The 22680-nt window shown below is 29.6% G+C and carries 22 protein-coding genes, 1 tRNA gene and 1 pseudogene; 5 read left to right on the top strand and 19 right to left on the bottom strand.

Annotated features, from left to right (window positions below; genetic code table 11):
* Positions 1-26 precede the first annotated feature (26 nt).
* The 17 genes and pseudogenes from ACD570_RS02360 to nspC all read right to left on the bottom strand — a co-directional run bounded on the left by ACD570_RS02360 (position 27) and on the right by nspC (position 15906).
* On the bottom strand, positions 27-545 hold the full coding sequence (locus tag ACD570_RS02360) for a MotE family protein (RefSeq protein WP_337197044.1): 519 nt from the start codon (positions 543-545) through the stop codon (positions 27-29).
* Positions 538-966 (bottom strand): flagellar export protein FliJ, encoded by a 429-nt coding sequence (locus tag ACD570_RS02355; RefSeq protein ID WP_239820105.1) that lies wholly within the window; start codon positions 964-966, stop codon positions 538-540. The genes ACD570_RS02360 and ACD570_RS02355 overlap by 8 nt, the downstream gene beginning before the upstream one ends.
* Positions 963-2213, bottom strand: coding sequence for an adenylosuccinate synthase (locus tag ACD570_RS02350; RefSeq protein WP_200281940.1), 1251 nt, complete (start codon positions 2211-2213; stop codon positions 963-965). The genes ACD570_RS02355 and ACD570_RS02350 overlap by 4 nt, the downstream gene beginning before the upstream one ends.
* Before the next feature lie 27 nt (positions 2214-2240).
* A tRNA-Sec gene (locus ACD570_RS02345) sits at positions 2241-2335 on the bottom strand.
* 52 nt (positions 2336-2387) lie between these two features.
* On the bottom strand, positions 2388-3857 hold the full coding sequence (putP, locus tag ACD570_RS02340) for a sodium/proline symporter PutP (protein WP_337198384.1): 1470 nt from the start codon (positions 3855-3857) through the stop codon (positions 2388-2390).
* A gap of 22 nt (positions 3858-3879) precedes the next feature.
* The gene (selD, locus tag ACD570_RS02335) at positions 3880-4902 is read right to left on the bottom strand and encodes a selenide, water dikinase SelD (protein ID WP_200281935.1); all 1023 of its coding nucleotides are present in this window, start codon (positions 4900-4902) and stop codon (positions 3880-3882) included.
* 8 nt (positions 4903-4910) lie between these two features.
* Positions 4911-5486, bottom strand: a complete 576-nt coding sequence (gene yedF, locus ACD570_RS02330; protein WP_200281932.1) for a sulfurtransferase-like selenium metabolism protein YedF — start codon at positions 5484-5486, stop codon at positions 4911-4913.
* Positions 5487-5560: 74 nt separating this feature from the next.
* Complete coding sequence (locus tag ACD570_RS02325; RefSeq protein ID WP_374262049.1) at positions 5561-6883, bottom strand: methyl-accepting chemotaxis protein; 1323 nt, start codon at positions 6881-6883, stop codon at positions 5561-5563.
* 174 nt (positions 6884-7057) lie between these two features.
* Positions 7058-7435 (bottom strand): annotated as a pseudogene (locus tag ACD570_RS02320) (methyl-accepting chemotaxis protein); the annotation flags it as partial.
* 311 nt (positions 7436-7746) lie between these two features.
* Positions 7747-8478, bottom strand: coding sequence for a winged helix-turn-helix domain-containing protein (locus ACD570_RS02315; protein WP_200281926.1), 732 nt, complete (start codon positions 8476-8478; stop codon positions 7747-7749).
* On the bottom strand, positions 8468-9253 hold the full coding sequence (gene fdhD, locus ACD570_RS02310; RefSeq protein ID WP_337207069.1) for a formate dehydrogenase accessory sulfurtransferase FdhD: 786 nt from the start codon (positions 9251-9253) through the stop codon (positions 8468-8470). The genes ACD570_RS02315 and fdhD overlap by 11 nt, the downstream gene beginning before the upstream one ends.
* Before the next feature lie 34 nt (positions 9254-9287).
* Positions 9288-10184 (bottom strand): formate dehydrogenase subunit gamma, encoded by an 897-nt coding sequence (locus tag ACD570_RS02305; RefSeq protein WP_200281920.1) that lies wholly within the window; start codon positions 10182-10184, stop codon positions 9288-9290.
* Positions 10181-10822 (bottom strand): formate dehydrogenase FDH3 subunit beta, encoded by a 642-nt coding sequence (gene fdh3B, locus ACD570_RS02300; protein WP_200281918.1) that lies wholly within the window; start codon positions 10820-10822, stop codon positions 10181-10183. Before fdh3B ends, ACD570_RS02305 begins: the two co-directional genes overlap by 4 nt.
* On the bottom strand, positions 10819-13617 hold the full coding sequence (locus tag ACD570_RS02295) for a formate dehydrogenase subunit alpha (protein WP_337198387.1): 2799 nt from the start codon (positions 13615-13617) through the stop codon (positions 10819-10821). Before ACD570_RS02295 ends, fdh3B begins: the two co-directional genes overlap by 4 nt.
* The gene (locus ACD570_RS02290) at positions 13617-13805 is read right to left on the bottom strand and encodes a twin-arginine translocation signal domain-containing protein (RefSeq protein WP_200281914.1); all 189 of its coding nucleotides are present in this window, start codon (positions 13803-13805) and stop codon (positions 13617-13619) included. Before ACD570_RS02290 ends, ACD570_RS02295 begins: the two co-directional genes overlap by 1 nt.
* Positions 13792-14469 (bottom strand): molecular chaperone TorD family protein, encoded by a 678-nt coding sequence (locus ACD570_RS02285; RefSeq protein ID WP_337198388.1) that lies wholly within the window; start codon positions 14467-14469, stop codon positions 13792-13794. The genes ACD570_RS02290 and ACD570_RS02285 overlap by 14 nt, the downstream gene beginning before the upstream one ends.
* Positions 14470-14760: 291 nt before the next feature.
* Positions 14761-15906: a carboxynorspermidine decarboxylase gene (gene nspC / locus ACD570_RS02280; RefSeq protein WP_337204935.1), complete on the bottom strand. Its 1146-nt coding sequence runs from the start codon at positions 15904-15906 to the stop codon at positions 14761-14763.
* Between the two features lie 120 nt (positions 15907-16026).
* Between nspC and ACD570_RS02275 the strand changes: the two genes are divergently transcribed.
* The 5 genes from ACD570_RS02275 to ACD570_RS02255 are packed head-to-tail and all read left to right on the top strand — an operon-like array spanning position 16027 to position 19816.
* On the top strand, positions 16027-17568 hold the full coding sequence (locus ACD570_RS02275) for a multicopper oxidase family protein (RefSeq protein WP_337206799.1): 1542 nt from the start codon (positions 16027-16029) through the stop codon (positions 17566-17568).
* Complete coding sequence (locus ACD570_RS02270; RefSeq protein ID WP_200281906.1) at positions 17555-17776, top strand: MoaD/ThiS family protein; 222 nt, start codon at positions 17555-17557, stop codon at positions 17774-17776. The genes ACD570_RS02275 and ACD570_RS02270 overlap by 14 nt, the downstream gene beginning before the upstream one ends.
* Entirely contained in the window at positions 17776-18219 is a 444-nt protein-coding gene (locus ACD570_RS02265) for a molybdopterin synthase catalytic subunit (protein WP_200281904.1), read from the top strand. Before ACD570_RS02270 ends, ACD570_RS02265 begins: the two co-directional genes overlap by 1 nt.
* Positions 18216-18632, top strand: a complete 417-nt coding sequence (locus ACD570_RS02260; RefSeq protein ID WP_200281892.1) for a GyrI-like domain-containing protein — start codon at positions 18216-18218, stop codon at positions 18630-18632. Before ACD570_RS02265 ends, ACD570_RS02260 begins: the two co-directional genes overlap by 4 nt.
* Complete coding sequence (locus ACD570_RS02255; RefSeq protein ID WP_337207065.1) at positions 18626-19816, top strand: molybdopterin molybdotransferase MoeA; 1191 nt, start codon at positions 18626-18628, stop codon at positions 19814-19816. The genes ACD570_RS02260 and ACD570_RS02255 overlap by 7 nt, the downstream gene beginning before the upstream one ends.
* Positions 19817-20075: 259 nt before the next feature.
* Here ACD570_RS02255 and ACD570_RS02250 read toward each other — a convergent pair whose 3' ends face one another.
* On the bottom strand, positions 20076-21566 hold the full coding sequence (locus tag ACD570_RS02250; protein WP_417904350.1) for a type I restriction-modification system subunit M: 1491 nt from the start codon (positions 21564-21566) through the stop codon (positions 20076-20078).
* Positions 21566-22636 carry a Fic family protein gene (locus ACD570_RS02245; protein ID WP_337207061.1) on the bottom strand — a complete coding sequence of 357 codons (1071 nt, stop codon included), beginning with the start codon at positions 22634-22636 and terminating at the stop codon, positions 21566-21568. The genes ACD570_RS02250 and ACD570_RS02245 overlap by 1 nt, the downstream gene beginning before the upstream one ends.
* Positions 22637-22680: the final 44 nt, after the last annotated feature.

The raw sequence follows: 22680 nt of genomic DNA, 5'->3' as shown, positions 1-22680 counted from the left end.
TAATATATTTATGTTAAAAAATAAATTTAATGAGTCTTATTATTATCTAAATTTTTTAACAACAAGGTTAATTCACTTGCTTTTTTAGGATCCATTTTAGAAAGAACGCCTGAAATTTTACGAGAATCAAGTGAAAACATGATTTTACTTGCATCTTCAGCATCCATTTGACTTAATACATCAGCTATGGCTGTATCTTTCATCTGAGAATAAATTTCTTTCACTCTTCCTTCTGTTTTTTTATTAATAGAATTTAAAATTTTTTGCTGTTCTTCTAAAAGTTTAGCATTTTGATCTTTTAAGGATTGAATCTGCGCTAAAGTAGCATTTACTTCAGCTTCTTTTTTTGTTAAAGCCTCCATTCTTTCTTTTTGCAAAGCCTCAAAAGAAGCTTTATAAGCCTCTAAAGATTGCCTTGCTTCATCAAATTCTTTTGTTTGTAATTCCAATTGTGCTTTTTTGGATTCAAAATATTCTTCACAATTTTGATCAGCCCCAAAAAGTGCAGTCAAGCAAAAAATTAAAAAAATATATTTTTTAGTCATTTTTATCCTTTTTAAAAAAACGGCTAATTGCAATTTCATCAAGAAATTTTTCTTCAATTTTGGCAAGTTCTTTTTTCTTTTGTTTAATTTCTTCAGCTTCTAAAACCTTCATTTTTTCATAATCTAGGTGAGCTTTTTTGTATAAAAACTGATAATGCATCATTTCTTTTTTAGAAAGCTCTACTTTTTCTTTGGCTCTAGATATTGCTTCTCTACCAACCTGTCTCATCAATAAATTAGTTCTTAATTCACTTATAGAACCTGATTGTGGCAAAACACTTAAATTTTCACATTCTTTTCTTGAAAGCTCTAAAAGTCTTTCATTTTCAAGCTGTCTTTGCTTGGCTTGATTTAAATTAGATTCAGCTTTATCAAGTTGTTGTTTTTTTACTTTAACAACAGAATTATATTTGCTTTTCATAAAATAATTGTATCTTCTCTTTCTGGACTTGTAGAAATAAATTTTACTTTAACTCCACAAAGTTCTTCTAATTTAGCAATATATTTTTTAGCATTTTCTGGTAATAAATCATAATCTCTAATTCCAAAAACCTTATCCCATCCATCCATTTCTTCATAAATAGGCTTAGCATTTTCTAAATCACTTGGCATATAATCAATTTCCATTCCATTATACTCATAAGCACGACAAATTTTTACCTTTTCAAAACCATCTAAAACATCAAGCTTCATTAAAGATAAAACATCCAAACCATTCAACCTTGCTGTATATTTTACTGCCACAGCATCAAACCATCCACAGCGTCTTTTACGTCCAGTGCTCACGCCAATTTCTTTTCCAATGCGTGCAATTTTTTCTCCATCCTCGCCCTTATCTTCTGTAGGAAAAGCTCCATTGCCAACTCTAGTTGTATAAGCTTTGACTATACCTATAATACTACCTATTTCTTTAGGATTTAAACCAAGTCCGATTAAAGCACCGCCTGAAATTGTACTCGAACTTGTCACATAAGGATAAGTTCCATGATCAATATCAAGCATAGAACCTTGAGCTCCCTCTAGAAGAACTTTTTTATCTTCATCTAAAGCCTTCCAAAGCATCCTAGTTGTATCTGTAATGTAGGGAGTTAAAATTTCGCTAAATCTTTTAAGGTCATTCAACAAATCATCACTATCAGGAATTTCAACGCCTAAAAATTCTAAATAACTTTGATTTAATTCAAAATCTTTCATTAAAGCATTATGAAGTCTTTGTGGATCTAAAAGCTCTCCAACTCTATGTCCTGTACGATTAATTTTATCTGCATAAGAAGGACCTATTCCTTTTCCTGTTGTCCCTATAGCATCCTTACCTTTAAGTTTTTCCTTTGCAATATCTATTAAAGAATGATGTCTTAAATTAAGATGCGCCCTATCACTTATATATAATCTACCTTTTAAATTTTCAAATTGTGCCATTTCTGCAATCAAGACTTCAGGAGAAACAACAACACCATTACCTATGATATTAATGCACTTTGTATTTAAAACACCGCTTGGCATTAAATGAAGTGCATATCTTACACCTTGAACCCAAATCGTATGTCCTGCATTATGTCCGCCGGCACTCCTGCAAACAAAATCATAATTTTCACATAATTTATCAACTATCTTGCCCTTGCCTTCATCGCCCCATTGGATGCCAACAATAATATCTGCTTTACTCATGTTCTCTATCCTTCAATCTTTAAACGGCGAGAAGATGAGAGAATCGAACTCCCCAAAGAATAGCCAGCTACCCTTTCATCTGATTTGAAGTCAGTGGCGATCACCAGATACGCTAATCTTCCAAAAAACTTTTAATTATAGCGACTTTTATTGAAAAATAAAATAAATTTAAGATTAACGAATTTCTTTAAGCATTTTTTCATAAGCTATTTTTGAACCAGAACTTACCTTAGTTAATAAACTCACAAAAATAATAACTAAAGAAGCCGCTAAAAAACCAGGTATCATCTCATACAAATTAGAATCGACACAATTTTTCCATAATACTACAACCAAAGCACCCGAAATCATACCAGCAATAGCACCGAATTTTGTCATTCTTTTCCAAAAAAGTGAAAAAATAATAACTGCACCAAAGCTGCTGCCAAAACCAGCCCAAGCATAAGAGACTATATCCAAAACGCTTGAATTTTTATCCATAGAAATTAAAAAAGCAATCAAAGCTACGATTAAAACACCTATTTTTCCCAAATTTAAAACTACCCTACTGGATGCATTTTTCTTAAAAATTTTCTTATAAAAATCTTCAGCTATAGTTGAACTTGATACTAAAAGTTGAGAACTTGCAGTACTCATAATGGCAGCTAAAATTGCAGAAAGCAAAATTCCAGCAATCCAAGGATTAAATAAAAGTTGAGACATAAGTATAAAAATTTTTTCAGGATCTTGTAAATTAAGTTGAAATTTATAAATATAAGCAATACCTAAAATTCCTATTAGGCAGGCGCTAAATAAACACAAACTCATCCAAAAAATTCCTATAAAAGTAGCAATAGGTATATCTTTAGCCGATCTAATTGACATAAAACGCACTAAAATATGAGGTTGTCCAAAATATCCAAATCCCCAAGCAAGTGCAGAAATAATACTTACAAAACTCACATGATTTATAGATAAAGCTTGAGGATTTATTTCTTTTACAATAGAAAATGCCTTAGAAATACCTCCTAAATGATAAAGCATAACCAAAGGCACAATAATCAAAGCTCCTAACATCAAAAGCCCTTGAATCATATCTGTCCAACAAACTGCTTTATAACCTCCCAAAAAAGTATAAATAACAATAATTAATGTTCCAGCAATTAAGGCATAATCATAACGGATTTGAAAAGCACCTTCAAAAAGTTTTGCTCCGCTAACAAGACCAGAAGAAATATAAAAAGTAAAAAAAACTAAAATAACTATAGCACAAATCAGACGTAAAATATGCTTATCATCATCAAAACGAGTTTCTAAATAATCTGGTATAGTCAAAGAATTTGCAATAACACCTGTATAAATTCTTAATCTTTTTGCTATAAAAATCCAATTTAAAGTTGCACCTATAATCAATCCAATTACAATATAAAAATTAATTAAACCGCCTATATATAAAGCTCCTGGTAGACCCATTAAAAGCCAACCGCTCATATCAGAAGCACCCGCACTTAAAGCAGAAAGAGCAGGTCCTAAAGATCTTCCTCCTAAAAAATAATCCTCAGAGCTTTTATTTTGTTTATAAAAATAAAAACCTATATAAAGCATTAAAAAAGTATAAACTGAAAACATTGTTATAATAGCTATATTTATATGAACAACTTCCATCTTATTCCCTTTTTATATCAATTTAAACAAAAATAAATTTCTTTTCTGAAGCTAAAACACATTCAGCAACAATATTTGCCTCAAGACCTTCATTTTTTAACTCATCAAGACATTGTAAAGCTTGATTTTCATCTATAGCAATCAAAAGTCCTCCTGAAGTTTGTGGATCGCAAAGCAATAAATTTTCCTCATTTATATTAGGATCTATTTCTTGAATAAATTCTAAATTTTTATATGCTCCGGCTGGAATCAATCCCATGTTATAATATTCTAAAACTCCATCTAGATAAGGGATCTTTTCTTTAAAAATTTCAAAACTAATTTGCTGATTTAACATTTCTCCTAAATGTCCTAAAAATCCAAATCCTGTAATATCGGTCATAGCATGAACATTGAATTTTAAAGCAATTTGACTAGCCTTAAAATTTAGAGACATCATGCTTTCAATCATAGGATTTAAATATTTTTCTTCTAAAAAATCAGCCTTTAAAGCTGTGCTTAGAATTCCAACGCCTAAAGGTTTAGTTAGAATGATTTTATCTCCTAATTTTGCACGATTATTGCTGACAAAACAATCAGGATGTACCTTTCCAGTAACACTGAGTCCAAAAAACAATTCTGAACTTTCAATCGTATGTCCACCAATAATTAAACCTTGACATTCTTTTACTTTATCATTGGCACCCTCTAACATCTCCTTTAATATCTCTAAAGAATGGTTTTTAGTATCAAATCCTACTATGTTTAAAGCATTTATCACTTTAGCTCCCATGGCAAATACATCACTAAGAGCATTAGCTGCAGCAATAGCACCAAAATGATAAGCACTATCGATCACAGGAGTAATAAAATCAAGAGTTTGGACAAGAGCTAAATCACTGCTAATTTTATAAACACTTGCATCTTCATTATTGCCAATATCAGTAAGTAAAGCTGGAGATTTTTGCATAAAATTTAAAATTGTTTTAAGGCCGCCCGGGCTTAATTTTGCTGCTCAACCTGCCGCTTTTATAAAATGAGTTAAATTTTGTTTTTTATACTCCAAATTTTATCCTATAAAGTAATGATTTTTGCTTTTCCAAAAAGTTCATTAAGAATTTCATAAGCATTTCCGATAGAGCCAATTTTTAATTCTTTGGTTTTTCCAAAAAATTCCAGACAAGCTCCACAACTTATAATCTCTATTCCTAAATTTTCTAATTCTTTCATTATCTTATGCGCCTTATGATCTTCATTAGCATTTACTAAAACACTTTCATTTACACAAATAATTTTATTAGGAATATTTTCAATATTTTTTAAAGAATCTAAAAAACCTATAAATAATCTTTCTCCTAATTCCCCATAACCTACTTTATCAGTCTTTAAAAATAAAACACTATACTCATTAGGATTATTAGTTTTATTTAAGTCGATTTCTTTTTTTTCAACATGGATAATAATTTCATCTTGATATTCTTTAAAAGTTGGATTTAAATTTAAAGAATGTAAAAATTTTAAAACATTATTTTTAGAAATAATAGAATTTAAAACAATTTCTAAACTATCCCCATTATTTAAATTTTCAAGAGCTTTTTTTGTTTCAACGACAGGTTTAGGACAATCAAGATCTTTGCAATCAATTCTCATTGTATTTTCCTTAATAAAATTATACTTATTTTTAAGTATAATTTTATTATAGATATTTTAAATAATTTTTAAAACTAAAATTTCTTTTTATTTACATCTTCCAAAATTGCACTGGCTATATGATTAACCTTGCTTGTAATTTGATTAGTTACATTAGCAATTTCAGCATTTTCTTTTGTAGCAGTTTCAAGTTTCATGATAGTATCATTAATTTGAGTGATTCCAAAAGTTTGTTCTTTAACTGATTCAGCAACTTCATTAATATTTTGAACCAATACATTAATATTTGCTTCAATCTCACTTAATGATTTTCCAGTTCTTTCAGCAAGTTGTCTAACTTCATCAGCAACAACGGCAAAACCTCGTCCATGCTCTCCTGCACGTGCAGCTTCTATGGCTGCATTAAGTGCTAAAAGATTGGTTTGCTCAGCAATATCTTTAATAACACTAGCTATATTTCTAATGTCATTTACTTGATTTGTAACTTCTAAAGTTCTACCATTAATATTTTGCATAGAGTGGCTTATTTGTTCTATAGTGGTAGCACTTTGCTCGAGTGATTGTGCTTGAGAATCTGAACTATCTGTTAATTTTTGCATTGAAGCTTTTAGCTCTTCAGATTGAGAAGCTAACTCTTTAGAAAATTGAGAAGAAGTTACAAGCATCTTTCTAATTTCTTCTCCTAAAATATTTGTTGTAAGTTCAACTTCGCCTTGGGCATTATCAACAGAAATACTAAAATCAAGTGCTTTATAACTGTCAAATACTTTATTAATTTTATTCATATCTGAACCAATTTTATTTTGCAATACATCAAGCATTCTATTTAAAACATTCTTAAGCTCTACAAGTTGAGGATTAACAGGAATTTTAGAAATTCTTGTTCTAAAATTACCTCCTTCTATTTCTTTAACTGTTTGTACTGATTCATCAACTGCTTCTTGGTCTTGTTTTAATGAAATACGAGTTTTTTCAATATTTTCGCTAATCATTTTACCCATAGAACCAAGTTCATCACTGGTATAAATTTCTATAGGTTTAAGTTCAACTTTTTCATAATTTAAAAATTTAAAAAATGATTCTAAAGATTTTAAAATAATTGGAAGTCTTATTCCAACAATTCTTCTAACACAATAATAAACTACTATTAAAACTACAAGAACAAAAACTACAGAAGCCCCAATAATAAGCATTTGAAGCTTCCTTAAAGGTGCAAAAATAGATTCTTTTGGAGCTGTTACCATAATACTCCAAACAGAATCTCCAGCTTTAAAGCTACTCAAACTAGCATAAGAATCATCATTAGTTGAAGCTACATAGTTAAAAATTCCATCTTTACCTTCAGCTAAAGCCCTATAAACCTCTTCTGTCTTATTTCCTCTATTATTAATTTTCATAAGATTTTTAAGGATTAAATTTTTATTAGGGTGCACTGCTATATAACCTTCAGAATTTAACAAAACATTTAGCTGTCTATTAAAAAGGAATGATTTTGAATCAAGTAAATAATTTGCAATATTTTCAAAATCTAAAACCAAACCTACAACACCTACAAGCTTATTATTTTTACCAAAAATTGGCATAGCCAAATTCATACCGTTAAATTCTTTTCCACTTAAGTTCATCTTTATGGCTTTACCAATATAAATTTGATCTTCTCCATATTTCGCATTTTTGATAATATCTTGAACAACAGCAAAATGGACAATATCATCTACGGATTGTAAAACTTCAATTCCACCACGTTTTTTAATATCCTCATCAATATATAAAATAACAAAATTTCCATCTTTTGTATTAAAAAATTTACTTTCATCTTTAAAAGAAGCTGGAGGATCCAACAAATAAAGGTAAGTATAGCTTGCATAAGCACTATTGTCAAAAAGATTAATAAGAACATTGGTAATACTATCTATATCCCAATCATCCTTGCTTACTGATTTAAACATATCTGTTAATGTATAAGCTTCACTTTTATTTAAAGCTATCATTTCATTAAAGATACCTTGAGTGTGAGTTGCATATTCTTTTGAAGTTGCAGAAATAATACTTTCAGTATTTTTAGCAATATTTTGGCTTACTTGATCCGTAATTAAAAAAATTAAAAATACCAAACCTAATATTACAACAATCGCAACTGATAAAATAAGTTTTGAAGCAATATTTAAAGACTTAAACATTTGATTTATAACCTCTTATTACATTAAAAAATAATCAAAATTATATTATTTTGTATAAAAAAATAAGCTTAAAATACAAATTATTTTTTTTTATAATTGAAAAATAATTCTTTAAAACGTTTATTAGCATATTCCTCTATATCTTTTTGTAAAATAGCAAAATTTTCCATCAATTCTATAGCCCTAGGAGTCAATTTTGTTCCCGATTCTTTTGATCTTCCTTGTCTTGTACTTACTAAAATTTCTTGAGAATTTTTTTGCAAAACCTGTAAATGCATCCATGCTTTTTTATAATTTATCCCCATTAGTTTAGAAGCATGCAATAAACTTCCAGTTTGTCCTATTAATTCCAAAAGTTCAGTTTTACCTTTACCAAAAAGTAAATCTCCATCTGAATTTTCAATCCAAGTTTTAGTTCTAATAACAAATTGTTTTCCCTTTTTCTCCTTAAAACAACCAAGTTTACAATATTTTACATCAATTTTATACGCTTTTAAAGCTGAACGCATACTTTTTAAACCACAAGTTTTTTGAGCAATATCTCTAGCTTCTTCACAAAAAATTCTTCTTTTTTGATCAAGCTTAGGTTCTAATTCTTTTAAAACTTCAATTTTTCCTTTTTCAAAGTCCAAATGTCCAAATTGACCTAATTCGCAATTATCAATTCTTATATTATTTTCATTGGCAAGTTTGCCTATTTCTTCAATATTTTTTGAAAATTTTTTTGCTATTTTAAAAGCTGTACCACAATCTAATTTTTCATTACTATTTAGCATTTCTCTCATATAGGAGAGTATTTTTTTATCTTCCATGAATTCGAAAATCTCCACTATAAATATTGATCTTATTTTCTCTTGCAAAGCCACAAAGACTTAAATTAAATTTTCTTGCTATCATTACACCCAAACAAGTAGGAGCTGTTCTTGAGACTAAAATAGGTACTCTATGCATAATCGTTTTAGCTACCATTTCAGAGCTTAAACGACCGCTTACCATTAAAAAACACTGATCAAGGTCAACTCCAGCTAATCTTGCTTTTCCTAAAGCTTTATCTATAGTATTATGCTGAGCAATATCTTCACCAATAAAAAACGTTTCTTCATCAAATAAAAGTTTAGCTGTATGTACACATCCTGTTTTTTCATATAAATCGCATTGAGTATAAAATTGACTCATTTGTTTTAAGATATAATCTTTACTAAATTGAGTTTTAGAAGATATTTGCATTGCTTGAATATTTTCTATATCAATATTAGCCGTATGTGCTCTACCACAACCGCTAATCACAACTCCTTCAGCATTAAGTTTAGCAAGATTTTCTTGATCTATTTTTGCTTCAATATATACACTCATACCATCATCTTTACTTTCAATCCTTTGGATATCTTCTACCTTAGCAATGATATTTTCACTCATTAAATATCCCACCGCTAAAGCTTGTTCATCAACAGGCGTCGCCATTAAAGCACCAATTTTTTCACCATTAATAAAAATTTCAAGCTTGATTTCGCGCACTAAAGTATCATCACAAATAAAAGCTTTATTATCTTTGTATTTTAAAATTTGAGTTGTAAATAAAGGTTCCATTGATATTCCATTAAAATTTATTTTAAGAAAGTCATCAAACTTTCTTTTTATCTTCAAGTTCTTTATACCAATAATGATGCAAAATATAAACCTCTTCTTCTTCCTTATAACCAGTAATCATAGAATGAATACTCCCTTTAATTGCAAAAACAGCCATATAAATATGCACTCCAAAAAATACCACACAAATAATGCCTAAAATATTATGCACAATAGCAGAAATTCTTAAAAGTTCTATTTGGGTTAAACCTAAGAAATTTTGAATTACAACAGAGTCAAAATCTACAAAATACATAAACAAACCAGTAATAATCATTAAAAAACCGCCAAATACAGCAATATAATACCAAGTTTTTTGACCAAAATTAAATTTTCCTGCAGGAATTGGTTTTTTAACCTTACTTAGATAACCCCCAACAATCATAAGCCACTTAATATCATAACTTGCAGGAAGCATTCTCTTAATCCAACATAAAAACATCGGAATAATAGAAATAATAAATAAAACCATCGCTAAAACATGCAAATTTTTACAAATTCGAACAAAATTACCGCCTCCAAAAGTAGATCCAAACATCATAATTAAACCGGTAGGAACTAAAATAATCCAAGATAAAGCTGCGATAAAATGGAAAATTCTTTCAAACAAAGTAAAAGTATAAATTTTCTTTCCATTATGAGAAAATTGCTTAGGTCCAATTACCATATAATGCAAAGCAAAAGCACTCAAAGCCGCAATAATAGCGATTAAAGCAATTGTTGCTATATATTCTCCTTGTAAACTAGTCCAAAATTGACCAAAAGTATGATAATTTGGAATATTGCTAATTCTGCGATAATCCCATATTTGCGTGTCTTGTCCCATTCTTTCTTCGCCATAAGCTAATAAATTTATAAAACAAGAAAAAAGCAAGATAAACATTTTTTTCATAAACGTTCCTTTCCTATATAGGCGATTTTCCATTCTATACTTTCCTTAGGTGAAGCAATACCATAGTTTCTACTAACAAGCCTATTATGATAGATTTCTTCAATCTTTGAACTTTCGCCTACTAATAAAGCTTTAGTTGAACACATGGCTGCACACACGGGTACTTTACCTTCTGCAATACGATTTTGCCCATAAAGCTCCCTTTCTTTTTGCGAATTTGTTTCTTCTGGCCCTCCTGCACACATTGTGCATTTATCCATAATGCCTTTATTTCCAAAAGCACTATCTTTTGGAAATTGCGGAGCTCCAAAAGGGCAAGCATATAAACAATATCCACAACCTATGCAAATTTCTTTATCATGCAAAACAATACCATCTGCACGTATATAAAAACAATCTACAGGACAAACAATAGAGCAAGGAGCATCATCACAATGCATACAAGAAATAGAAGTTGAAACCTCTTTTCCTTGCACTCCTTCATTAAGAGTTATTACGCGACGACGACGAATATTAATCGGAAGCTCATGAGCTTCATCACAAGCAACTGCACAACCATTGCAATCGATACAACGTTCATTATCGCAAAAGAATTTTAAACGATCTTTTTCTAAATTTATAAAATTTTCTTTACTCATTTTCCATCCTTAGAGATACGACAAAGCCCACCTTTAGTTTCTGGAATTTGACACATAATATCATAACCATAATTTGTAATTGTATTGGCACTTTCTCCACTTATATAAGGTTTAGTTCCTTTAGGAAAATTATGAGTTAAATCCACTCCTTGCATCACACCTGTAAAATGAAAAGGTAAAAAAATCATTTCTTTTGCAATGCCTGGATTTAATTTTACTCTAACATGAATTTTTGTTCCTTCTGGAGAATGAATCCAAATCATATCTCCTTTTTGGATATTTTTTTCTTTAGCAAGTTCTGGATTAATTTCACAAAACATTTCAGGTGTCAAACGTGAAAGATACATTGAAGCTCTATTTTCCATACCAGCACCATTTAAATTAACGAGTCTTGCCGTAATAAGATTGAGTGGAAATTCCTTAGAATAATCCTTAGCTTTTTGCACAGAAATAAATTTTGTATCTACACGATAAAGCGCCTTTTGATCTTCAAAACTAGGATATTTTTGCACTAAATCATTTCTTGGAGAATGTAAAGGTTCGCGATGAAGTGGTATTTTATCTTTAAAGGTCCAAACTATCGCCCTAGCTTTAGCATTACCATAAGGAACTATACCTTTTTCCATACATTTGTTTACAATAATATCACTATCATCATAAGACCAAGTTGTACCAATTTTTTCTTTCTCTTCAGCACTTAAAGTGATACCTAAAATTTTTTCAATATTCTCTTTAGTAATTTGTGGATAACCTGTATTAATTGGTGAATTTAAAGGTGCATTCTTAGCTAATAAACTTTCACCTTCATACTCTAATCCAAAATTATTTCTAAAACCCATACCACCTTTTGCTACTTCGATATCTGTATTATAAAGTACAGGAGTTCCTGGATGTTTGTCGCTCCAACAAGGCCAAGGGAGTCCATAATATTCACCTTTTACCTCATCTTTTCCTTCTAAGGTAATTTCATCAAATTTATCCCAATTTAAAGTATGTTTTTTAAGTCTTTCAGGACTCCATCCATTTAAACCTATACTTCTAACTGCTTTAGCAATTTCTTTTGTAGCATTTTCAGGCCAAACAATTTCACCTTTTTCATCTCGTAAAGTTTTAGTAAAATCCTCATAAAAATCAAGTCTTTTAGCAAGTTCAAACAAAATTTCTTGATCTTCCATGCTTTCATAAAGCGGATCAATAACCTTAAATCTCCATTGTGCACTACGATTAGTTGCAGTAACACTTCCACTAGTTTCAAATTGAGTTGCAGCAGGTAAAAGATAAATTCCATCTTTTCTTTCTGCAATAATACCCGCTTCATTAACAAAAGGATCGGCTAAAACAAGAAGTTCTAAAGCCTCTAAACCTTCTTTAACTTTGGCTTGTTGTGCGGTTGAAGTAATACCATTTCCCATAACAACCAAAGCCTTTAAGGCAGTTCCTGCATTATCAATAGCATCATTTCCATCTTTACCATTTAAAGCAGCTGCCCACCATCTAGCAAGAGAAAGTCCTGTTTTATGCATCCAATCTTTACTTACAAAATTTCCTAAAAGCCAATCATAATCCACACCCCAAATTTTGGCATAATATCTCCAAGTTGCTTCATTTAAAGGATAATAACCTGGTAAATTTTCACTCAAACATGCCATATCCGAGGCGCCTTGAACATTATCATGGCCACGTAAAATATTAACTCCTCCACCAAATTTACCTATATTTCCAAGTACCATTTGCAAAATAGGAGCCAAACGCGTATTTGAAGTTCCTACAGAATGTTGAGTTAAACCCATAGCCCATACCAAAGTAGTTGGTTTATTTTTGGCTACTTCATGGGTTATCTCTATTAAAAGCTCTTTAGAAATTCCTGTGACATTTTCGACTTCTTCAACTGTCCACTTTGAAGCTTCTTCTCGAATTTTATCAATTCCAAAAACTCTTTCATCGATATATTTTGTATCCTCTAATCCTTCATCAAAAATAATCTTTAGCATTCCATACATAAAGGCTATATCGGTTCCTGGGCGAATTCTTGCGTAAATGTCTGCTTTTGCTGCACTTTTCGTAAATCTAGGATCTACAACAATAAGTTTTGCACCTCTTTCTTTAGCTTTTAAAAAATGTCTAAAACCTACAGGATGATTCACTGCAGGATTTGCACCAATGATAAAAATACACTTACTCTTTTGTATATCTCCAAGATGGTTTGTCATAGCACCATAACCAAATGTATTCGCCACACCGGCGACTGTTGCGCTATGTCAAATTCTAGCTTGATGATCTACGTTATTGGTTCCAAAAAAAGCTGCAAATTTTCTTATATAATAAGCTTGTTCATTATTAAGCTTTGCAGATCCTAAAAACATTACACTTTCAGGATTTTCTTTACGATAAGCGGCAAGTTTTTCTCCGATCTCGTTTAAAGCTTGCTCATAAGAAATACGTTTCCACTCTCCATTTTCTTTTTTCATAGGATATTTTAAACGCACATGAGAACGCACCATATCGATCATATCAGATCCTTTGCAACAGTGTCCACCTGAGCTAACTGGATGATCTTGAGCAATTTCTTGACGTACCCAAACTCCATTTTGCACTTCTGCAATAATTCCACAACCTACAGAACAAGCTGTACAGATTGTTTTAATTTTTTTACTTCCTTCAAACGCTTCTTTTAATTCACTCTTGCTTGCTTCTCTAAGATTTTCGCTTCTTGTAAGCAAAGGAGTAGCTAAACTAGAAAGAGCTGCCATTTTTAAAAAATTACGACGATTAAGTTTTATATCAATATTCGACATTACTCAGCCTTTATATAATAATTTTCCCAATTTACACTTCTTTGAAAAAGCACTTCTTTTTTCTTACTTTTACCTTTTACTATATCTTTATTTTCTTCCTTGGTAAAAGCTAAAGTGGTGCTAGGCAATAAACTAGCACTTCCTAAAGCTAAAGCAGATTTTTTAAGAAATTCTCTACGATTTTGCATTCACCCTCCTTTTTTTATTGGTTTCTCTTCTTAAAAATTCAGATCTTGAAAGATCATTTTGAACTTTTTTAGAAGTAGTTTTTGAAACTTTACTAAGATTAAAACAAGATCTTTCAAATTCTATAAAAGTCGCAAGTATCTTTGCTATTTCTTTATATAAATATGCTTTTTTATGTTCAAAAATAAACTTGATAAATTCATCAATATTTTGATGAATAAGTTTTTGAAACAATTCTTTTGCCAAATCATCTTCTTTTTGTTTTAAAAATTCACTCATTAATAAAAAACAAAATCCTATATTGTCTTCACTTTCTTTGAATTTCACTTCATTACGTCTTAAAATACTTTTTGAAAGAATTTCTCTTACGCAAAGCAAAGCTTTTGAATTTTCAAAACCTTCTTCAATATATGAAAATGTTATAGGAATAGCATTTTTTAAAGATAAAAAAAGATCTTCATATTCTTTAAAAAATAATTCCAAATTTTTTTGGGAATTTTGTAACAATAAATCAAAACTATCTAATAATTCTTCATCAAATGAATTTTCTTTCATTACACCCAAACAACGATGCAAAGAATCTAAGTTTTGTTTAGAAAAAACAAAAAGATTACCAAAAAATTGATAATAAAGACTTCTTGCTAATCTTAAATGTTCTAAATTCATAATCAATACCCTAAGAAAATATTAGATTTGGTAGGAATAAAATATACTTTATTATGCAAATATGACTTAATATCGTTTTAAATCCCATATTTCATTAGATTTTATCTTAGTATGATTTAAGTTAAAAAAAACTGAATTTTATCAATTTTTAATATAATTAAACATTAAAAATAACTAAAATTCATGATTTTAAAAAAACATATTATTTAAAAAATCAAATATATAAAAATTTCAAAAAATCATTGTATAATTTAAGTTAAAAGATATTTTATGCAAAATAGAAATAATAAATTAATTCCTTTTTGCATAGTCTTCATAGGTGAATTTTCTTATAGTTTTAAAATTTTTGTTTTGATCTAAAAATATTAAATTAGGTAATCTTATGCCATTAAAGGTTGTATTTTTAACGATTGAATAATGAATTTGATCTAAAAACACAACCTTATCACCTCTTTTTAACTCTTTTTTAAAAGCATATTCCCCCATCACATCACCCGCTAAGCAAGTATTACCTGTTAATAAATATGCTATTTCATCTTTTTCCAAGGAAGAAATATTCTCTGAATCTCTTGTACTTAAAATCCTAGCATTTTGAACTTCACTTGTATAGGGCATGATAATAGTATCTGGCATATGTGCTTCACTTGAAGTATCTAAAATAGCAATTTTCTTTTCATTTTCTATAAGATCAATCACACTTGCTACAAGCACACCTGTTTGCCAACCTATGGCTTCACCTGGTTCTAAATACACTTTAACACCATATTTGTCACTAAATTTTTTACAAAGATCAATAAGCTTTTGGACATTATAACCTTTTTTTGTGATATGATGACCTCCACCAAAATTAACCCATTTCATGTTCTTAATCCACGAAGAAAAATTATTTTCAAATACTTTTAAAACCTGCTCTAAAGCTTCTGCACTTTCTTCACAAAGAGCATGAAAGTGCAAACCTTCAATATCTCTTAAATTTGCATCTATTAGATCTTTAGCACGAATTCCAAGTCTAGAATATCTCCCACAAGGATTATAAAGTTCTTTTGGAGCCAAAGAAAACTCAAGATTACAACGAAGTCCAAGAGAATTTTTAGTGCATATATTTTTATATTTTTCAAACTGATATAAAGAATTAAAAACGATATGATGTGACAAAGAAGCAATAGTTTCGATTTCATCATCTTTAAAAGCTGGAGAATAAGTATGAATTTCTTTATTCATATATTCTTTAGCAAATTGTGCCTCCCAAAGTCCGCTACAAGTACAACCTTGCAAATATTCTCCAACAATTTTCATTGCTCCTGAAAAAGCAAAACCTTTAAGAGCTAGTAAAATTTTTGCTCCACTCTTTTCGCCCACATAAGCTAAAAGTTCACAATTTTTGCGTAATTTATCTTCCTCTAAAATATAAGCTGGAGTTTGAATTTTTTCATACATAAATACTTCCTTATAATTTGCGAAATAATACCAAAAACAAGCCAAATTTTAAATAATTTACTGAGCTTTTAAAAATAATGACTATAATACAATAATTTATCATTATAAGGAATTTTCATAATGAACAGAAGACAATTTTTAAAATTAAATGCCTTAAGCTTAGCAAGTATTGGCATAGCCTATGGATCACCTATGCATCAAATGCATCATAACAATACTCCTAATGCTATCAATACTTCTTTTATAAATTTCGCTCCTAGTGATCTTAAGCTTCTTAATAAAAATCAGTTTCCAAGTGGAAAAAAACTAAAAAAATTAACTTTGCTTAAAAATGAAAGTAAGGAAAAAAATTTTTTTCGCGCTACTATAGAAATTAAAGAAAGTCAAATAGAGTTTATCAAAGGTAAAAAAACCAAATGCTATACTTATAATGGCTTAATCCCTGGTCCAAAAATAGAAGTTTATGAAGGAGACACGGTTGAAATTTTAGTTAAAAATCAACTTAAAGAACCTACGACCATACACTGGCATGGCGTTCCTGTTCCACCTGATCAAGATGGCAGTCCGCATGATCCTATTTTAGCGGGAAAGGAAAAAATTTATCGTTTCACATTGCCTTTAAATTCTGCAGGTACATATTGGTATCATCCTCATCCTCATTATATCACCTCTAAGCAAGTTTATATGGGGCTTGCTGGAATTTTCATAATCAAAGCTAGAAAAGATGCTTTATCTCATTTTAATGAAAAAGACTTAGTTTTTAGCGATCTAAGACTTGATGAAAATGCACAAATTCCTGAAAATACTTTAACGGATTGGTTAAATGGGAGAGAAGGAGAATTTGTTTTAATTAATGGACAATACAAACCTAAAATTATTCTACAAGGCGAAAGAATTCGTCTTTATAATCTTTGCTCAGCAAGATATTTAAATTTAAAAATTCAAAATGCTAAATTTATTTTAGTGGGCACTGATGGCGGACTCATAGAAAAACCTAGAATTGAAGAAGAATTATTTTTAGCTCCTGCTTCAAGAGTAGAAGTTTTTATACAAGCAAATAAAACAGGAGAATTAAAACTAGAAAGTATTTATTATGATAGAGATAAAATGATGGTTAAAGAAAAGAAAGAAAATTTATTTTTAGCCCATATTAATATAGAAAAAAATCCCGAAAATCTACCTTCTACTTTAAGAAAATTTGAAACCTTAAAAGATCCGCAAGATTTCAAAGAAATCATAATGAGTGAAGATCATCACAAAATGCACGGTATGATGAAAAAAAACGAACAAGAGCAAAAAGCTGCTTTAGCCTCTATGTTTTTAATCAATAAAAAAACTTATGATTTAAACCGTATAGATTTAATTTCAAAGGTTGGTGTTATTGAAGATTGGATTGTTATTAATGAGTCACATATGGATCATCCTTTTCATATACATGGAACACAATTTGAACTTATTTCATCAAAACTAAATGGCACTATAAAAAAAGCTGAATTTAGAGCCTTAAGAGATACAATCAATGTTCGCCCAAAAGAAGAATTAAGACTAAGGATGAAACAAGATTTTGTCGGACTTAGAATGTATCATTGTCATATCTTAGAACATGAAGATTTAGGTATGATGGGTAATTTAGAAGTAAAGGCAAATAATGATAAAAATTGAATTTTTAGGACCTATTAATAAAGCTAGTTTGGAATTAGAAGTTAAAAATTTAAAAGAATTAAAAGAATTTTTAAAACAAGATGAAAGTTTAAAAAAATGGCTTGATCTTTGTGCGGTAGCTTTAAATGATGAAATCATCTTTGATGAAAATACAACTTTTAAAGATGGAGATAAAATAGCGCTTTTACCTCCTGTTGGTGGTGGTTGATGGAATACTTTTTACTTCACGAAGGTCCTTTAAATATCCCTGAAATTTATGCAAAATGGTATGAATTTAGCATCAAACAAAATTGCGGAGCCTTAATCACTTTTTGTGGTATAGTTAGAAATGATGATAAAGTAGAAGGTTTAAGTTTTGATATTTATAAACCTTTGCTTATCTCTTGGTTTAAAAATTGGCAAGAAAAACTACAAAACGAACCTGCTTTTCTTTTATTTGCCCATTCAATTGGTGATGTAAAAGTTGGAGAAAGTTCATATTTTGCAGGTATTTTAAGTAAGCAAAGAAAATTAGGTTTAAAACTTATAAATGAATTTGTAGAAGATTTTAAAGCTAACGCGCCAATTTGGAAATATGATATTAAAAATGGTGAAAAAATTTATGCTCTAGATAGATCAAGCAAACTTTTAGGAGCTGGAATTTTATCATGATTAAACAAATTCAAGAATTTTCTATTTTTGGAATCACAACTTCAACCAATAAAAAACTAGAAAGCGATAAACAAACTTCGAAAATCTTCCCTTTATGGAAAGATTTTCATCGTATTTTTGGCGCCCCAGATGAAATTTATAGCGTTTATTATGATTATAAAGATTTGGAATTTAAAATTGGCGTAGGAGTAAAAATACCTTGTCAAAATGCAGAAAAAATTCTTATAAAAAGTGGTTCTTATATCGTTTTCGAAGACTTTGGACAACCTGAAATAATCGTACCAAAAATTTGGTCTAAAATTGAAATATTTTTCAAAAATTCAGATATAAAAAGGGCTTTTTTGACCGATTTTGAATACTACACTTCCCATAAAACTCAAATTTATATCAGTATTAAGGATAATCAATGCTAATTTCTTATGAAGAAAGTTTAAAAATTTTACATTCTCATATAAAAAGTTATGAAAGAATAGAAAAAATAGCACTCACTCAATGTTTAGGACGTATCTTAGCCTGTGATATTAAAGCTCTTAAAAATCAACCAGAAATGGAAACTTCGGCTATGGATGGCTATGCGATTAAATTTGAAGACCAAGATAAAGCTTTAAAAATTTTAGGCTCAACTCCTGCAGGCACCATGCCACAATTTGAAGTGACAAATGGAACTTGTGTTAAAACTTTTACAGGCTCTTTGATGAGTTTAGGAAGTGATACGCTTGTTCCGGTTGAAAATGTCCGTATAGAAAAAGATCAAATTTTGATAGAAAAAAGTGTTAAAAAAGGTTTTGCGGTTAGAAAAATTGGAGAAAATTATAAAAAAAATGAAATTTTACTCAAAAAAGGCACAAAATTAAATTATAGCGAAATTGCACTTTTAGCAGAATTAGGCTTTTTTCACATCAGCGTTTTTGTAAAACCAATCATTGGAGTTTTAAGCAGCGGTAGCGAAATCAAAGATCTAGGGGAAACTTTAGATAATCCTGCTCAAATTCGCTCCTCTAATCACATCGCTATTGCCAATTTAGCCAAAAATTTAGCTTGCGATACAAGGGTTTTTCCACTTTTAAAAGACGATGAAAAAGCAACGTTAGCAACTTTAAAAAGTGCTTTAGAGTCTTGTGATATTTTAATCACAACAGGCGGAGTCTCCATGGGGGATTTTGATTTTTTAAAAGGTGCTATCAAAGAGTATGAAATCATCATTGATAAAGTAGATATCAAACCAGGACGCCACATCAAAATCGCTAAAGCAAATCATAAATTCATCATTGCCTTACCTGGTTTTCCATACTCTGCTATGGTGATGTTTAATCTTTACGCAAGAGAGATTTTAAACTCTTGGTTGTGCCAAGAAAAAGATTATATCACTAAAGCTTTCTTGCAAGGAAGTTATACAAAAAAAACGCCTTATTTGGAATTTGTTGCTTGTAATGTAGAATTTAAAGAAGGGCGTATTTTGGTCAATTTAGAAGGAAAAAAAGAAGGTTCTAGCGCGATCATTAACAACCTAAATCACAAAGCTGCATTAATGATCGTTCCTAAAGAATGTGAAATTTTAGAAAATGAGAGTTTGGTTGATATAGTTTTTATGCCTTAGGCATAATTTTTATTTTCAACCGACTCCAAGCAATGATAAAAAGGATGATAGGTATAATTTGTTAAATTAATTAAAATCACAGGATAAGATTTTACAAGATCGTTTAAACTAAAAATATCCCCGATCAGAAAATCTTAAAAATGATTTATTAAAATATTTGTTATTGGTTGAAACCAAACATAAAAACCATAAATTTTTGTCGATTTTCCATAAATTTCCTTGTAAAAATAATTCAAGCTTTTTATTATTTTAATCTAGTTTATCTTATAATTTTTAAGATGTTAGCAAATAACTCTTTAGCTTTATTTTGATTTTGTTTTAAATCATCTAAAATTTCTTCCACTTCACGTAAAGATTTTTCTTCCTTAACATTTGGATTTTTAGCACTTAGATCATAATTTCTATTTTTGAGTTCTTCAAGGCTAACAAGATAAGAATTAGCCGTGATTTTTCTATCTTTATAACATTTTAAAAATTTATCAAAATGCGTATATTCTAAAGGTTTATTTTTTGTCAGTTTATAAGGAGGAATCAACTCATAATAATACACATCTTTAGTTTTTTCATCTATGATACTTCTTAAACCTTTGGAAAAAAATAACACATTAGTCTTAACCGCACTATAAGGTAAAAATACCCCGCTTGGCAAACTCAAAACACATTCTAAATTAAAATCATCAAGTAAATCTCTCTTAACACTCACAAAAGCATTTGAATTCTGAAAAAGCACGCCTTCAGGCACGACAATGGCACATCTTCCATTGTTTTTTAAAGATTTTAAAATGTGCTGCAAAAATAAAAGTTCAGTAGCATTTGATTTTACAGGAAAATTTTCTTGAATTTGTTCTTTTTCTTTGCCTCCAAAAGGCGGATTTGCTAAGATCACTTCATATTTTTCATCTTCGCTTATATCTGTGATTTTTTTGCTAAGCGTGTTTGTTTTGATGATATTTGGACTTGAAATTTCATGAAGTATCATATTCATAACACCCATTGCATAACTAAGCGGAGTTTTTTCCTTACCAAAAAGTGCATCATTTTTTAAAAATTCAAGCTCTTCTACGCTCAAATTCGCCTTTTCTCTCTTAGCTCTATCTTTGTATAAAATATGAAAAAAGCTCTCCACCAAAAAACCACAACTTCCGCAAGATGGATCGTAAATTCTTTCCTTAGTCTTAGGATTTATCACCTCAACCATAGCTTTTATTAGAGGGCGTGGAGTATAAAATTCTCCACTATTTCCCCCATCACTTCCCATATCTTTTAAAAGCTTTTCATAAATTTCCCCTAAAGCAAAAACATCACTTTCTTTGTTAAAGCTCAACTCATCGATGATATTTATAACTTCTCTTAAGGTGTGTCCATTAGCGATGCGATTGTCTATAAATTCAAATATACCACCTATTTTGTATTCTATGCTTTTAAAATTTTCATTGTTTTTAAAATTTTTAAGATAAACAAAAAGTTCTTTATTGACAAAATCAAGCAAATCTTTACCACTCAAAGCACGTTTAACATCAAGTTTGCCATCTTTTTTTGGTGCTGCCCAAACTTGCCATCTAAATTTCTCATCTAAGATGTTTTGATAAGATTTGTCATTTAACATCGCCTCGATTTTTAATTCTTCTTCATAATCATCTAAAAATTTCAAAAAAAGTATCCAGCTAATCTGCTCGGTATAATGCATGGCACCACTTATACCATCATCGCGTCTTAAAATATCGGTGATTCGATCGATCTTATTTTGCATTAAAAATTCCTTTTTTTGAAAAGTTTTAAAAGTTCTATATTGATATAATAATTATTTCTTCCTATTTTCACACATTCTAATATTTTTAATTTTTCACAATCTTTTAGATATTTTGAAGCACTTTGTCTTGAAATATCCAATTTTTTCCTTAAAAAATCTATTTTTGTATAAGGATAAGAAAATAAAAGTTCCACAAAATCTTTACTATAAAAATTTGTTTTATTTTGCAAAATTTCACTCACATCACTCATAAGTTTATTTATCAAAGTAATCGTTTTTATTGTTTCTTCAGCAGTTTGTTCTACACCTTTTAAAATATATTCTATCCATTCTAAAATTGCTCCTTCATCGCGAACTTTTTGCAAAAGCTCATAATACTTATTTTTATTTTTTACTATATAGGCACTCAAATACAAAATAGGTAAATCCAAAAGTCCTTTATATACTAAATAAAGTATATTTATAATCCTACCCGCTCTACCGTTACCATCATAAAAAGGATGTATGCTTTCAAATTGATAATGTATGATTGCCATTTTTACCAAAGGATCCAAATCATCTAATGTATCATCGTTGATGTATATTTCTAAATTTGTCATAAGATCTTGTATATCATTAGGATTTTGCGGTGGTATGTCCTTTATCTCTCCTGTGGCAAGATTTTTGAGCATAGTTCCACTTTGTCTTCTAAAACCTGCATTATTTTTTTCCAATCTTTTTTGAATTTCTAAAATATGAACATTTCTTAGTAACTTTTCTTTTTGCAATAATTCATATCCTTTTTTTAAAGCACTTTCATAATCTTTAACTTCTTTTGTAGCCACTGAAAGTTTTTTTTCATCTATTTGAGATAAAAATAACTCATCATGTGTTGTGATGATATTTTCTATCTCGCTAGAATCTTTGGCTTCTTGCAATACTAAAGCATTAATTAAAATATCTGGATTTGGGATACTTTTGCTAAGTCCATTTAATTCTGCTAATCTTCTAGAAGCTTTAATAGCAAGATTATAAATATTTACATTTAATTCTATTTTTAAAGGCAATTTTTGTGGTATAAATTCTTTCACTATCTTCTCATTATGTTAAAATTTTTTAAAATTTTTAACATTAT

It is taken from the genome of Campylobacter sp. LH-2024 (assembly GCF_048270605.1).
Taxonomy (GTDB): domain Bacteria; phylum Campylobacterota; class Campylobacteria; order Campylobacterales; family Campylobacteraceae; genus Campylobacter_D; species Campylobacter_D molothri.
This window is presented reverse-complemented; position numbering and strand designations above follow the sequence as displayed.